The 13,567-nt window shown below is 64.0% G+C and carries 14 protein-coding genes; 6 read left to right on the top strand and 8 right to left on the bottom strand.

Annotation, left to right across the window (positions count from 1 at the left end):
- Positions 1-58: 58 nt before the first annotated feature.
- From JQS30_RS14500 to JQS30_RS14480, 5 genes are all read right to left on the bottom strand, one after another.
- Positions 59-1,258, bottom strand: a complete 1,200-nt coding sequence (locus JQS30_RS14500; protein ID WP_246497934.1) for a MarP family serine protease — start codon at positions 1,256-1,258, stop codon at positions 59-61.
- Between the two features lie 402 nt (positions 1,259-1,660).
- The gene (locus JQS30_RS14495; RefSeq protein WP_213170953.1) at positions 1,661-2,386 is read right to left on the bottom strand and encodes an NUDIX hydrolase; all 726 of its coding nucleotides are present in this window, start codon (positions 2,384-2,386) and stop codon (positions 1,661-1,663) included.
- Positions 2,387-2,392: 6 nt separating this feature from the next.
- On the bottom strand, positions 2,393-2,971 hold the full coding sequence (locus JQS30_RS14490) for a TlpA family protein disulfide reductase (RefSeq protein WP_213170952.1): 579 nt from the start codon (positions 2,969-2,971) through the stop codon (positions 2,393-2,395).
- The gene (gene nth / locus JQS30_RS14485; RefSeq protein WP_246497933.1) at positions 2,968-3,741 is read right to left on the bottom strand and encodes an endonuclease III; all 774 of its coding nucleotides are present in this window, start codon (positions 3,739-3,741) and stop codon (positions 2,968-2,970) included. The genes JQS30_RS14490 and nth overlap by 4 nt, the downstream gene beginning before the upstream one ends.
- Positions 3,738-4,982 carry a S8 family serine peptidase gene (locus JQS30_RS14480; RefSeq protein WP_213170951.1) on the bottom strand — a complete coding sequence of 415 codons (1,245 nt, stop codon included), beginning with the start codon at positions 4,980-4,982 and terminating at the stop codon, positions 3,738-3,740. Before JQS30_RS14480 ends, nth begins: the two co-directional genes overlap by 4 nt.
- Positions 4,983-5,272: 290 nt before the next feature.
- Between JQS30_RS14480 and JQS30_RS14475 the strand changes: the two genes are divergently transcribed.
- The 5 genes from JQS30_RS14475 (at position 5,273) to JQS30_RS14455 (ending at position 10,670) form a co-directional block, all read left to right on the top strand.
- Positions 5,273-7,399 carry an SseB family protein gene (locus JQS30_RS14475; RefSeq protein ID WP_213170950.1) on the top strand — a complete coding sequence of 709 codons (2,127 nt, stop codon included), beginning with the start codon at positions 5,273-5,275 and terminating at the stop codon, positions 7,397-7,399.
- Positions 7,400-7,402: 3 nt separating this feature from the next.
- Complete coding sequence (locus tag JQS30_RS14470; protein WP_213170949.1) at positions 7,403-7,765, top strand: hypothetical protein; 363 nt, start codon at positions 7,403-7,405, stop codon at positions 7,763-7,765.
- 74 nt (positions 7,766-7,839) lie between these two features.
- Positions 7,840-8,487 carry a NuoI/complex I 23 kDa subunit family protein gene (locus JQS30_RS14465; protein WP_343076138.1) on the top strand — a complete coding sequence of 216 codons (648 nt, stop codon included), beginning with the start codon at positions 7,840-7,842 and terminating at the stop codon, positions 8,485-8,487.
- The gene (locus JQS30_RS14460; RefSeq protein ID WP_213170947.1) at positions 8,484-8,996 is read left to right on the top strand and encodes an NADH-quinone oxidoreductase subunit J family protein; all 513 of its coding nucleotides are present in this window, start codon (positions 8,484-8,486) and stop codon (positions 8,994-8,996) included. Before JQS30_RS14465 ends, JQS30_RS14460 begins: the two co-directional genes overlap by 4 nt.
- A gap of 21 nt (positions 8,997-9,017) precedes the next feature.
- Complete coding sequence (locus JQS30_RS14455) at positions 9,018-10,670, top strand: DUF885 domain-containing protein (RefSeq protein ID WP_213170946.1); 1,653 nt, start codon at positions 9,018-9,020, stop codon at positions 10,668-10,670.
- A gap of 54 nt (positions 10,671-10,724) precedes the next feature.
- Here the strand turns inward: JQS30_RS14455 and JQS30_RS14450 are convergent, their stop codons facing one another.
- On the bottom strand, positions 10,725-11,594 hold the full coding sequence (locus JQS30_RS14450; protein ID WP_213170945.1) for a CHAD domain-containing protein: 870 nt from the start codon (positions 11,592-11,594) through the stop codon (positions 10,725-10,727).
- Positions 11,595-11,670: 76 nt separating this feature from the next.
- On the opposite strand from JQS30_RS14450, the gene JQS30_RS14445 reads away from it, so the two are divergent.
- Entirely contained in the window at positions 11,671-12,141 is a 471-nt protein-coding gene (locus tag JQS30_RS14445; RefSeq protein ID WP_213170944.1) for a peroxiredoxin, read from the top strand.
- A gap of 57 nt (positions 12,142-12,198) precedes the next feature.
- Here JQS30_RS14445 and rdgB read toward each other — a convergent pair whose 3' ends face one another.
- Positions 12,199-12,792, bottom strand: a complete 594-nt coding sequence (rdgB, locus tag JQS30_RS14440) for an RdgB/HAM1 family non-canonical purine NTP pyrophosphatase (RefSeq protein ID WP_213170943.1) — start codon at positions 12,790-12,792, stop codon at positions 12,199-12,201.
- Positions 12,789-13,523 carry a ribonuclease PH gene (rph, locus tag JQS30_RS14435; RefSeq protein ID WP_213170942.1) on the bottom strand — a complete coding sequence of 245 codons (735 nt, stop codon included), beginning with the start codon at positions 13,521-13,523 and terminating at the stop codon, positions 12,789-12,791. The genes rdgB and rph overlap by 4 nt, the downstream gene beginning before the upstream one ends.
- Positions 13,524-13,567: the final 44 nt, after the last annotated feature.

The following is a 13,567-nucleotide window of genomic DNA, read 5'->3' as shown; positions in this document are numbered from 1 at the left end:
CGCCAACGACGTAAAAAAGAACCAAAAATGGCACCGAAGGGTTTCACCTGAAAGAGGGTCATTGAGTACATGCCCCTGTAGACACCGGCGAGGTCGTATTGAGTCCCTCGTCCAGAATCGGACGCGACTCCTCCAACGTCAGTGCGTAACCGGTATTGGGGTCATCCACCGCCGCCGCGAAGATCACTCCGACCACTTCACCATCCGGGTTCAACAGCGGGCCACCGGAATTTCCACCAATGATGTTCGCGTACAGCTGGTATACCTCGCGCGTGACGTCCGAAGCGCTATAGATGTCCGGCCCCGACACCGTCTGCGCGTCTCGAACTCGCGCCGGAGAAGCCGTATAGCCGCCCCCTCCCGGGTAGCCGACCACGATCGCGTCATCCCCCGACGACACCGTGCTCGACGCCAAAGGCAGCGAATTCGCGGGCAAACCCGGCACATGCAACACCGCCAAGTCCCGATTCGAATCGAACACGACCACCTCGGCGGACCAGCGGCGGTCCCCATACTCCACCTGAACCGCGTCCGTCCCCGCAACCACATGCGCGTTCGTCGCCACCAGCTCGGGCCCATACACAAAGCTGGAGCCCTCAATGTGCCGCTCACAGGAGGGGGCCGAACCCAGCACCTTCAACACCGAGGATTGCGCCTCAATCGCGGCCGGGTCATCGGCCAACTCCCCATTTGGCGGGTCCACGTCCCTGACCTGCGTCGGATGCACCCCACCAAACACATCGGGAATATCGGAGGTATTGAGCGATTCGCGCATCGCGTCGTAAACCCCGCGCACCTCCGAGGGCATGTGCTGGTCAATCCCGCCGACCAGGAACGAATGACGCACCGCGCTGGCGACCGCGGGCATCCCCGACATGGCCAGCGGAGCCGCGACCATCCACGTCACCAACAACACCGTGGCCACCGAAACCAGCGGACCGCCAAGCTGATCGAGGCGTTTGGTGTTCTTGCCCGGCAGTTTCTTACGCAGCTTCAAGCCGACGAAGGTCGCCACCGCCTGCCCCAGAAGAGCCAGCGTGAAGACGACCAAGAGCGCGACGATGAGTTTAGCCAGCGGATCGACATAGAGGTCTACGGCCAGGGGGGCGATTTGCACCCCCAAGAGCGCCCCTCCAAGGAAACCCAGGAAAGTCGCGGCCGAGACGATGAAGCCTTGGCGGTATCCGTGGATGGCGAACAGCAGCGCGAGGACGATGATGATGACATCGACGACGAGTCCACCGCTGGTGATCGTCACAGCCGTACCTCTCTTCCGTGAGGCCGATAATGGCGCACACTGCTGCTTGTCGGTCGGCGTGATGGCCGACGGCCAGTTCCCCCTGGCAGCGGCTGTCAGACGATGGCCCGACGAAGCTTTGCGCACCTGGCACCGGAGCGTGCCGTGGCGGTTGAGCAAACTGACCTGGTTCTCGTCCCGAGTCGTGATTGCGCAGCTGTGCCCCGGCGGTGCGCGTCGGTCACCCAAGGGTAGTAGCCGATTGTGTCCTCATCCAGCCCCACGTGGGGGAAGAATCAGGCAATTCAGGGGAACATCTCACCCTACGGAAGGGCCCGGCATCGACGATGGCCACGGCGATTGTCGCCCTCGGCGCGCTCGACCCGCCAGGGTGAACGGACGCCCAAAGGACGCCTCGCGCCCCTAAACAGGATTTGGGCGCGGCCGCGCTGGCAGCTCCACCAGCCGCGAAGTGTCCCATTCCTGAGCCCACCCTCCCAGCTCCAGTAGCCAGGCCAGGACTCCGCCGGTGAACCCCCACACGAGGCCAACATCAGTTTGGAAGCCGGGCCCGAAGTGCCCAGAGGGAAACTTCACCCTCACCCGAATCGCCGGGTTGGCCAATGTCGACAATGGCACGTGCAGGGCGGAGGCCACCTCGGTCTCTCCCATGGGGCGCACGTCGTGAGGGGAATGCCACCAACCCAACACCGGGGTCACGGCGAAGTTTGACACCGGAATCCACAGTTTGGGCAGCTGCGCCACGACCTGTACCGATTCGCGTCGCACCCCAAGTTCCTCGGAGGCTTCGCGCAGCGCGCACTGAGCGGCACCAGAGTCGGTGGAGTCCATCATGCCCCCGGGAAAGGCGATCTCCCCAGCATGATGGCGCAGACCGGCCGCGCGGCGCTGCAAAAGCACCTGAGGTCCGGCCCCATTGGCGCCCTCTTGAAGCAAAATCAACACCGCTGAGGGACGAGCCGGTTGTGAATGCCAGTTGTTCGGTTCGCCCTCCCGTGGTGGCACCGGTAGCACCCCCGGCCGGACGTCTGACTCGGCCAGTCCGTCCAGTTCACCCAACAGCGGGTTGAACCAACCAGGCAACGGCGCGGTCTCGTCGGACGGGTTCGGCCTTAGCGTCTCGCGCATGCGCGGTTACTCCTTCAGGTCGACATCGAGGTGTGCGTTTGCCGCCTCGATCAGGTCGGACGTCGTAATGCCCTGCTGGCCAATCAAGTGAACTACAGACCCCGACTCATCGACAAACGCGAATCCGGGAACGCCAGTCACCCCCAATGACTTGCGTACCTGGCCAGAAGGGTCGAAAACCGAGGGGAAAGTCCAGTCGTACTCACCGGCGAACGCCCGGCCGTGGGAGAGAACATCCTCCGAATCCACGCCCAACACCGCCACCTGGCCCTGGGCGAGCTGAGCGAAAGCCTCCACATGCGGCGCTTCCTCGTGGCAAGGCGGGCACCACGAAGCCCAAATCGCGATGAGAAGCGGCTGCCCATCGCGCACGCCCACAGGAACGTCGGCCCCATCGGCAAGGCACGCCAATTCGATATCTCCGATGTTGTCGATGACCGCGTCAACCTCGCCCGGTGCGCAGGCCACGGCCCAGTCGGTATCCAGCACATCGTCCGTCGTCTGGCCGGTGTCGGCCTCGGAAGCACAGCTAGCGGCCAGGACCGCGACACAGGCGGCGGCCAGCACTGTCGACCAACGCCTCATGCTTGGGCCTCAGCCAACGCGATGAGCTCGGCGACACGATCGCCTTTGAGCAGCTTGCGGGCCTCGTCTGGCTCGGTCGGGCCCGCACCGTATGAAGGACACAGGCGTGCGATCGGGCAGGCCCCGCACGCGGGTTTACGAGCTGAACACACGCGGCGGCCATGAAAGATGACCCGATGACTGAACATGGTCCAGTCGCGTCGCTCGATGAGCTCGGCGAGCTGAAATTCGATCCTGACGGCGTCTTTCCTGGCCGCGTCGGTGCCGTCAACCAGCCCCCACCGATTGGCCAGGCGCATCATGTGAGTGTCGACGGTGAGACCAGGCACCGCGAAGGCGTTACCGAGGATCACGTTGGCGGTTTTGCGGCCGATACCGGGCAGCTTCACCAGCTCTTCGAGCGTGTCGGGAAGTTCGCCCCCATGCTTGAGTATGAGCTGCTGACCCAAGCGGATTATCGAATTCGCCTTGTTGCGGTAGAAACCGGTGGGGCGGACGATCTCCTCGACGTCGGCCGCGGCAGCCTCGGCATAGTCCGCGGCGGTCTTATAGCGGGCGAACAAGGCCGGAGTGGTGGCGTTGACACGCACGTCTGTGCACTGTGCCGACAGGATCGTCGCAATAGCCAGCTCGAGGGGGTTGGAATAATCCAGTTCGCAGTGCGCGTCAGGGTGGGCCTCGGCCAGAATCCGAGAAATCTTGCGGGCCCGACGCTTCTTGGCCAGCGCCGACTCCTCCTTGCCGATGCGAGCGTGGCGGCTTGCCCTCACCGGGGTCGCGGAGCTTTTGCCAGCTCCTTTGCGCGCGGGTTCCGAAGGTGAGGAGCCGTCGGCGGAAACGTGGTGTGGTTCAGCGGGGACGCGAGGTTGCCTGGAGGTGGCCATGGAGCTAGTTTACGCAATCGTGGCCGTATCCCCCACCACGCCAAAGCGGCGATGGCCACAACTGAGAGCCACCCGTAGATCGCCACTGGCACCGAGTCGGTCGCCAGCGTCAAACCCAGGTCCTCACCGGGGGCTGAGAACCGACCCGGGTCCTCGCTCAATGCGGCGACCGGGTCGATGATTCCCGCTCCTAGCTGATCTGTCGACCAAGTGGGGGAGCTGGCGGTTTCGGTCATGAGGGTGGCTATGGCCGCCGCGTCGAGGTCGGGGTTGGCTGAACGCAAAAGGGCGGCTGTACCGGAGACGAGGGCGGTGGCGAAGGACGTCCCGGTGACGTGTCCGCGTCCTCCGCCGGGGATGGCGGCGGGCAACTCGGCGGCCGGGGCGGCTAGCTGGGTTTCGGGTCCGGTGAGGGCGGAGGGCCATAGTCGTCCGTCGCGGCCGGTGCCGGTCACGGCCAGGGTGTTGTCGTTGCGGGCGGGAAACCAGATGGTTTGGTTGTCGCGGCCTTGGCGGACGTTGCCGGTGCAGGCGATCACGAGCACGTCATTCTTTCGGGCGTATTCGAGGGCTTCGGCCACAGCGCGGTTGTCGTTCGCGCCCCCCAACGACAAGTTGATGATGTCGGCACCTTCGTCGACGGCCCAGGTGAGGGCGTCGGCGACGACGGTGGAGTCGTGGTAGCGGTTGTGTTCGTCGAGGACCCGTACCGGCAATAGTCTCGCGTCGGGGGCGATCCCGATTGATCCGGTCGTGGTCCCGTTTCCGGCGATAAGGCCAGCGATGGCGGTGCCGTGTCCGGCTGGGTCTGTGTGGGCGGCTTCATGTAGTCCCGCTTCGGCCTCTAGTGGGGCAGTATCGGGCACGAAATTGCGTCCGGGGTGGACGACGTTGATCAAGTCGGGGTGAGTTGCGTCGATTCCGGAATCGATCACGGCGACGGTGATGCCTTGGCCGGTGCTCAATTCCCACGCCGCGGGCACATCCAAGGTCCGCATGTGCCAAGAGTATTGGTGTTGGTGGGCGTGAGCTGGGGCAAAGCCCATCGTCGCCACAGCGAGAATGGCGACGAGCAAGAACCAACCGAAACGGGTAGACGACTTGTATATAAGTACTATTGCGCCCATCAGTTGGTGATAGTTCCATAGTTCCCACGCCCTTTTGGCCCAATGACACACTTTCGCCTTTACAATTTCGTTATTTTTGCCCGGCTGACCGTTTGTGATGCGGGTTAGCGCGTTACCGTTGTCGACGCGCGCAAATACGAGAATGTATCGGCCTGTGGCCGCAAGAGGTGGACACGACCACCCCCGGCCGCTATGTTTTCGAAAGACCCACCGTGGGGGAAGCGCACCATCAACGATGCTCAACGCGCCAGGCGCATCACGTATGAGCAGGCAAAGGATTAGTGGGATCGATGTGGGAGCCAAGTAACGAAACTGAGCACCATCTTCGGGAAGCCTTGCGCGCCGAAGACCAGGACGCTTATTTCCAGATCTTGTCGCAAATGGAGTTGATCCTGCCGCTGTCGCAGGACGACTCGCACCCCTCCGGGTCCACCGACACCTGGGCCACCTGGACCGACAACGAACGCACCCACGTGCTGTCGTTCACCTCCGAATCGGCGATGCAAGCCTGCCTGCGAGGTAACGCCGGCCCAGCCCGCCGGGTGCGATACGACCAGCTCGCCTCCGCCTGGCCCAACGAAGACTGGTGGCTCGCCGTCAACCCCGGCCTTCCCATCGAGGGCTACCTGCCCGCCTGGTTCGTCGCCCAAGTCGCCCACGGCGACACCTCCGTACCCGAGGAGAACACCGGCGGCGAATACGCCGACTCCAGCCCCGAGGACTTCTACGGACAGCCCCCCGCCCCCAGCGACGGCACCGCCTACGAGCAAGCCGCTCGCTCCCAGGGATACCCCACCGACCAGCAGCGCGGCAGCTTCATGCCGCCCGCCCCAGACGTGCCCGACGTCCCCAGCTCCCCACGCCGCCCCGAACGTGGGGGCGGTCTCGCCGGAGCCTTCGGTAAGCGTTCCTCGGCTCCCAACCCCGCCGACGCCGCCGCACCAGTGGGCCCCAGCCAGACCCCAGTCAGCTCCGGAACCACCGAAGGCGGCCTCCCACAACGCGCCCCGGGAGCGAACTACCACCTCGGCGGCGAAGTCCCGCCTCCGGCGGAAGAGACCGCCAACTACGATCGCAGCGGATATTCCAGCGACACCTACCCGACCGTTGAGGACAACTACCACTCCGAGGCCGGGGAATTCGCCTCCGGATACGAAGACGACAGCCGATACCAGCCCACCGACACCGGCTTCGACGCCTACGGCCATGCCGACCAAGGCGCCTACGGCGGCGGGGGTTACGAAAGCCCCGGTTCCTACCGCGACACCCCCGGCTACGAAAGCCCCACCTACGACCGGCCTTCCTACGAGCGCCCCCCGGCTCCCGCCGAAGTCACCAGCCACGCCGGAGAAAACCTCACCGAGCTGAGCGAAGAAGACGCCGAAGCCACCCTGGCCCACGCGGCCAGCCAAGGCGACACCGCCGTCTTCCTGCACACGCTGCTACGCACCTTCGTGTACCTACCAGTGGCCGACGTCAACGCCGTTGACATCCGCGTGGGAGACCCCGCCTTCCGCTGGGCCTCCGATGTGGTCGACGGACACCACGGCATCACCGTCTACACCACCGTGGAACGCCTCCAAAGCCGCCAAGGCGACGTGCCGTACGTGCGCGTCCCCTTCGGCTGGCTATGCCAACACTGGCCCGGACAGCTCTACGCCCTCTACGTCAACCCCGGCACCGAAGTCGGCGCGAACATGTCCGGCCCCGAAATCAAGCCCCTGCTGACCTGGGCCGAAGCCCACGGACTGCTCGAATTCGCCGCCGAACTCGAAAAGCGCCAAGCCGCGGCCGAAGCCGCCGCCCGCGAAGCCAGCCGTCGCCGACCCCCGCAAATGTGGCAGAAAGTCGTGCCCCACCACCAGGTCGGATTCTTCCTCGAACGCGGCTACGACCGCATCGCCGGATTCGTCCACCCCGTCGCCGACGTCGAACGACTACGCACCCCCGCACAGCTGTACCTGGCGCTGGGACTCCTGCGCGGCAGCGACAACTTCATGCCCACCGACGCAGATGTCCACGTCATCCGCTGGATGGGCTACCGCGCCGACCTCTACCAACCCGCCCTTGGTGGCAACAACTTCCAAGACCTGGAAGCCAGCGGAGGCTGGGTCATCGAAGCCCCACCATTCCGCGGCGACGGATTCGCCGCCTCCGAAGACCCCGACAGCAACATCCCCGAATACAAGGTCGACTCCGCCCGCCTCCCACACGGCGCGCAAATGATCAAACTCTCCGCCGACGGTGCCGTCACACACGTAGCCTCCTACGACGCCGACACCCGCTCGTGGAGAGGAGAGAGTCCGTCTATCGGGTCAGGGCCAGCCTCCCTCGACTCCAACCCGGTGATCCCCCGCCAAAGCGAAGGCGACTACTCGTCCTCACACCTCACCTCTCGCGAATGGACAGGAGCCTAAACCATGCGCGACGGATACGTAGCTCGTTGGCGCGGAGCCGAATACGACGCCAGCCCCGACGGCGCCCACGTGCGCCTGTACTCACCCACCCCCGGGGCCGGGTTCGTCCCCGTCTCCGAAGGCCGCTACCGCCGAGGCGTCCCCGCAGACGAACTCGACGACTTCTTCTACGTCCGCACCGTTTGTTACTGGCGCGACAACCCATTCCTGATCCTCGGAGAATCAGGAGACTGGCTCCGCCTCGAATACCAAGGCGGACGCGCCGACATCGCCGCGCAACTGGGCCTAGAGCCCTACGACAGCGGCGTCTACCAAATCTGGGCCCCCCGCTCAGAGGTCCGCGACATCGCCGAGGAATACATCTAGCCAGATCGGCCCAGCCATTTCCTCACACCCACACAGGCCAGACATCTAGCTTCAAGGGCACCTCATGTGCCAGTATGAGTGACATGTCATTCCCGGGTTCCGGCCTGCTGAAAGGCTTGGCCACCACCGCAAAGACGGCCACGCGGCGAGCCGTCACGGAACAGTACCCAGAAAACAAGCCCGACCTACCCGATCGTACCCGCGGCGTCATCGCGCTCTCCATCGACAACTGCACCTCCTGCATGCTGTGCGCGCGCGAATGCCCCGACTGGTGCATCTACATCGACTCGCACAAGGAAACAGTGCAAGAGGAAGGCGCGGCACGCCCCCGCCAAGTCAACGTGCTCGACCAATTCGACATCGACTTCTCCCTGTGCATGTACTGCGGCATCTGCATTGACGTGTGCCCCTTCGACGCGCTGTTTTGGTCCCCTGAATTCGAATACGCCGAAGGCGACATCCGCAACCTCCTGCACAACAAAGAGGGCTTGAACAAGTGGATGGACACCGTCCCCGAAGCCAACCTGCCAGCGCCCAAAGAAGACAAAGCCGCGCCCAAACGCGCCGCCAAGAAAGCCGCGAACAAGCCTGTGGCCAAGACTCTCGAACCCGAAGCCACCGACCCAGCGGCCAAGAACACTCGCCCCAACCAGAAAACAACCGAACCAAGCGATGCCTCAGGCCAAACTGACACGCCCAGCGCGGAGGACGACCAGTCGTGACCATAGCCGACATCCTGCTGATCGCCTTCGGCCTCATCGCCATCGGCGCCGCGCTGGCGGTCGTCACCACCAGCCGTATTGTGCGGGCCGGGTTGTGGCTGGCGGTGTCGTTCGCTGGCGTGGCCGCCTCGGTGTTGGTGATGACCGCCGAGTTGCTCGCCTGGGTGTTGGTGCTGATCTATGTGGGCGCGATTGTGGTGCTGTTGTTGTTTGCCACGATGTTGACGCAGGCTCCGACGGACGCCTCGGCGCAGATGGACCGCAACCGTTGGCCGGGCGTGATCATCGCCGCCGGGGTCGGCCTGGGCCTAGGGGCGGTTTTCACCGGCGCGATTGGCTGGAGCCGGGTGGACTTGGCAGGTGTCGAGCCGGGCTCTCCGGCGGTGTTGGGTGAGCAGATCTTCGCCCACTGGGTGTTGCCGTTTGAACTGTTGTCCCTGTTGCTCCTGAGTGCCCTGATTGGTTCGGTGATGATCGCAACGCAGGGAACCCGTAAACGTGTTGACTAGCCGGCCGGTAAGCTATGGGGCATGACCACACCCATTTTTGCACTTGCCGATGAATACATCCGCACCCGCGCCGAAGTCGACCCCGCCTTCGGTCATATGGTCGGCATCGAAGGCGACTATGGTGTCGCCACCGACTACAGTCCCGACGGGATAGCGGCACGCCACGAACACCAGGTGAGTTTCCTGCGCCGCCTCGAGGCGATGGAGCCGACTGGCTCGGACGATGAGCTAGCCAAACTGCACATGAGGGAGCGGCTGGAGGCGAGCACCCAGCTGCACGAAACTGGCGACTGGAAGCGCATCCTGCGCGTGCCCTATGGCCTGATCCAAAACATGTGCACGTACGTTGACCTAGCCCCGCGCAAGAGCGAGGACGACTGGGCTCACCTGCTGGAGCGCATCAAGGCCATCCCGGGCACGGTATCCGGTATGCGGGCCACCCTTGAAGTGGGCCGAGCCGACGGCACGACCGTGGCTCGCCTCCAGGTTCTCAAGGGAGCCGAACAGGCCCGTCTCAACGCCAACAAGCGCGTCTTCGACCAGCACGCTGAAGCTTACGGCGACGGCCCGTTGCGCCCCGAGCTAGAAAGGGCCGCTCAGGAGGCCTACGCGGCGTTTGAGGAACTGGCCAACTATCTGCAGCGCGAATACGCTCCTGACGCCCGTGAAGCCGACGGGGTGGGCGCTGACTTGTACAAAGCCCACGCTCGCCAGATGCTCGGTGCCGATCTCGACCCGCAAGAAGCCTACGAGTGGGGCTGGGCCGAGCTGTATCGCATCGAGGAGGAAATGGCCACCGAAGCCTCCAAAATCCTCCCCGGCAAGTCCCTCGACGAGGTCATCGCGCACCTGGACTCGACCAACCTCATCGACACTCCCGAGGAATACCTCGCGTGGCTCACCGCCGAACACCAGTGGGCGCTCGATGAGCTCAACGGAGTGCACTTCGACATCGACGAGCGATTGATGAGCGTGGACGTGCAGCTTGTGCATGGTTCCTCGGCCGGGTCGCCCTATTACACCGGCCCCAGTGAGGACCTATCGCGCAAGGGCCGCACCTGGTGGCCCGTTGGTCCGCGCGAGAAGTTCGCCAAGTGGGGCGAGTACACGACCGTCTACCACGAGGGCGTGCCCGGACACCACTTGCAGATCGGGCAGACCAAGGTCGTGGGCGACAAGCTCAGCCGTTTCGCGAAGTCCAGCGGCAGCCTGTCGGGTTATGGCGAGGGCTGGGCGTTGTACGCCGAGCGGCTTGCTGACGAGCTGGGCTGGTTCGAACGAGCCGAAGGAGCGCGCCTGGGGCAACTGAAGGCCTCAGCTATGCGCGCCGCCCGAGTCGTCATCGACATCGGAACCCACCTTGACTTGCCGCTTCCCGCGCAGGAGGCGAAGCGTCACGGCGCGAAGTGGAACTTCGACGTCGCGCTCGATGTTTTGCAACAGCGTGGCCGCATCGCCGGGCACCGAGCCGAAGCCGAGATCGTGCGCTACTTCGGTTGGCCCTCCCAGGCCATCTGCTACAAGATGGGCGAACGGGCCTGGCTGGCCGCGCGCGAAGATGCCAAGAGCCGCGACGGGGCTTCCTTCAACCTGAAGGACTGGCACACCAAAGCACTCAACCTGGGCCCCATCGGCCTGGACAACTTGCGCAGGATTCTCAAGGAACGCGCCTAGTATCTCCCGTAACAGCGGCTGGGGCTCGCGTTAATGGCGAGCCCCAGCCGTTTGTCACCAACGTTCGAAGATCTCTTTGGCGACCGCGTCGATCTCAGCGGCCAGTTGCCGCTGATGTTCGCGTTCCAGCTGCGCCAGCGAGATCGTCAACGACTTGGCCCGGTCAGCCCCCGGCAGCCTCAACAGCCAATTGCGGGCGGCAATCGCATTGCGATATTGCCCCAGCAAATGTTGCATCTGCCCGGCGGGAATGATGATGTCGCGGGCAGCCCACGCCAAGGTCGGTTGCGTGGCCTCGGCCAAGTACCGGGCCCGGCGCGCAATCTGTCGAGTTTGATCGCGGGCCAAATCAACATCCGCAGCGGCGTTGAGACGCCGATAGGAATCCATCAGTCGCATCCGCGCCGCCGTCAACACGGCCGCCAAGGTCGCGGCTGGCTGATTGCCCTCCTTGGTCAAGTGCGGGTGCTCGGTGTAGTAACGGATGCGGGCGATCATCCTCGCCACCCACGTCTGCGTCGCCAGACGCTCCACTTCCAAATACGCCAGCTTTGTCTGTTCTCCTAGCCGCGCATACCAGCTTGGGTACTCCGGTTCCAGCAACCCCAGCTGGTCGAACCGGTCGGCAAAATACTCCTGCAAACTTTCCAAATGGTGGGCCCGCCGCAGCGAGTCGATGAGCTGATGCATTTGCGGGTCGGCTTCGGGCATTCCCGTGAAAAGATGGCCGAAACCTTCGGTGGCGGTGAGGATGCGACGAGTGGACTCACGAGTTTGCCCCACTGAGCCCGCTTCGGCCCGCTGAGCCCGCGCCAGAGCGCCGTTGAGCATGTCGATGTTGTGACTCATGTATTGCAGCACCAGATCCCCGGCTTTTTGGGAGTGCGAAGCCTCAGTCGGTGCGGCGATGGAAGGCGCTGACATCGTTCCTCCTTCCGCGGATATTTCACTGCCCTCAGTATCCCAACTGCCTGGTTTCGAGGGAGCTAAAGTGAAAAGTATGCGAACCGGAGATATCGCCCCCGATTTCACTTTGCCCGACGAGAAAGGAGAGGATCGAACCCTGTCCGAGCTGGTCAGCTCGGGGCCCGTCGTGTTGTTCTTCTATCCCGTCGCCATGAGTGGGGGATGCACCGTCGAAGCGTGCCACTTCCGCGACTTGTCTGTGGACTTCGCGAACGTGGGCGCCCGACCCGTCGGCATCAGCACCGACCCGGTCGACAAGCAATATCAGTTTGCCGACAAGAACACGCTGGGCTATCCGCTGCTTTCCGATGAGGATGGCGAGGTGGCCGAACTTTTTGACGTGCGTCGTTCATTCGGTCCGCTCCCTACTCGGCGCTGGACGTTCGTGATCGACACCGACCGGACAGTCATCGAAGTGATCAAGAGCGAGATGCGCATGAGCGTGCACGCCGACCGAGCCCTGGAAGTCCTGCGCGAACGCGCGCAGGGCGAGGGCACCTCATAGTTTCTGCCCACATGATAAAGCGGCTCCTCAGCGTGATGTGAGGAGCCGCTTTATCGCTTAGGTTCCGGCTATATGCCGGGCTAGCTTCCGAAACGCTTGGCCCCGGTGCGACAACCGGTTCTTGACCTCGGGCGTCAGCTGGGCGTTGGTGACCTCCTGGCCATCTGCCACGAACAGGGGGTCATACCCGAATCCGTTCTCACCGTGTTCGTCAAAGCCGATCCGACCGGGCATATCGGCCTCGACTACCTCGTGCCTGCCGTCGGGCCACACAATGGCCGCGGCGCACACGAACTTCGCCTGCCGCTTGCCCTCTGGCACATCCGCCAGCTGGTCCAACAGCAGTCGGTTGTTGCGCTCGTCGTCCTTAGGCAGCCCCGACCAACGGGCGGAGAGCACCCCGGGCATTCCGTTGAGCGCCTCCACCGCTAGACCCGAATCGTCGGCCACACATGGCAAGCCAGACTGCTTAGCCCCGTCACGGGCCTTCAACAGGGCATTGCCCGCGAAAGTCAGCTCGGTTTCCGGCGTCTCCGGATAGGCGGGGATATCTTTCAAACCGACGATCTCAATGCCAGGCACGACCTCGCTGAGAATGGCGCGCAACTCCGTGACCTTGCCACGGTTGCCGGATGCCAGCAGGATCTTCATGTCAGCTGCTCCATGAACGTGCGGGCCTGGAGGCTCATAAGCTCCTTGCAACCCTTCTCGGCCAGGTCCAGCATCTGGTTGAGTTCGTCCCGAGTGTAGGAACGCTCCTCTCCAGTGCCTTGGATCTCCACGAACGAGCCGTCACCGGTCATGACGACGTTCATGTCCACTGCGGCGGCCACATCCTCCTCGTAACACAAGTCGAGCAGGGGAGCCTCACCGACGACTCCAACGCTGATGGCCGACACCGAGTCGACCAGAACCTTGTCGGGCTTGCGGGCGATCTTCTTTTCGCCCAGCCATGTGACAGCGTCATGCAACGCGACATAGGCGCCGGTGATGGCCGCGGTGCGCGTCCCGCCGTCTGCCTGGAGCACGTCGCAGTCCAGAGTGATCGTGTTTTCACCGAGGGCTTTGAAGTCGACGCAGGCGCGCAGGGAACGGCCGATGAGGCGCGAGATCTCGTGTGTGCGCCCACCGATCTTGCCTCGGATCGACTCGCGGTCGGAACGGGAGTGGGTGGAGCGGGGAAGCATGGAGTATTCGGCCGTCACCCATCCTTCGCCGGAGCCTCGCCGCCAGCGCGGTACGCCGGTGTTGACGCTGGCGGTGCACAGCACGCGGGTGCGGCCGAACTCGACCAGGACGGAGCCTTCCGGGTGGTCGGTCCAGGAACGGGTGAACTTCACTGGGCGCAGCTGGTCGGCGGCGCGTTTATCACTTCGAGTCATCCCCATAAGCGTAAACGGCGACATTGACCCCGGCCACCGGGGAC

This window comes from Natronoglycomyces albus, assembly GCF_016925535.1.
Taxonomy (GTDB): Bacteria; Actinomycetota; Actinomycetes; order Mycobacteriales; family Micromonosporaceae; genus Natronoglycomyces; species Natronoglycomyces albus.
The sequence above is the reverse complement of the archived record's forward strand: the minus strand, read 5'-3'. Positions and strand labels throughout refer to the sequence as shown.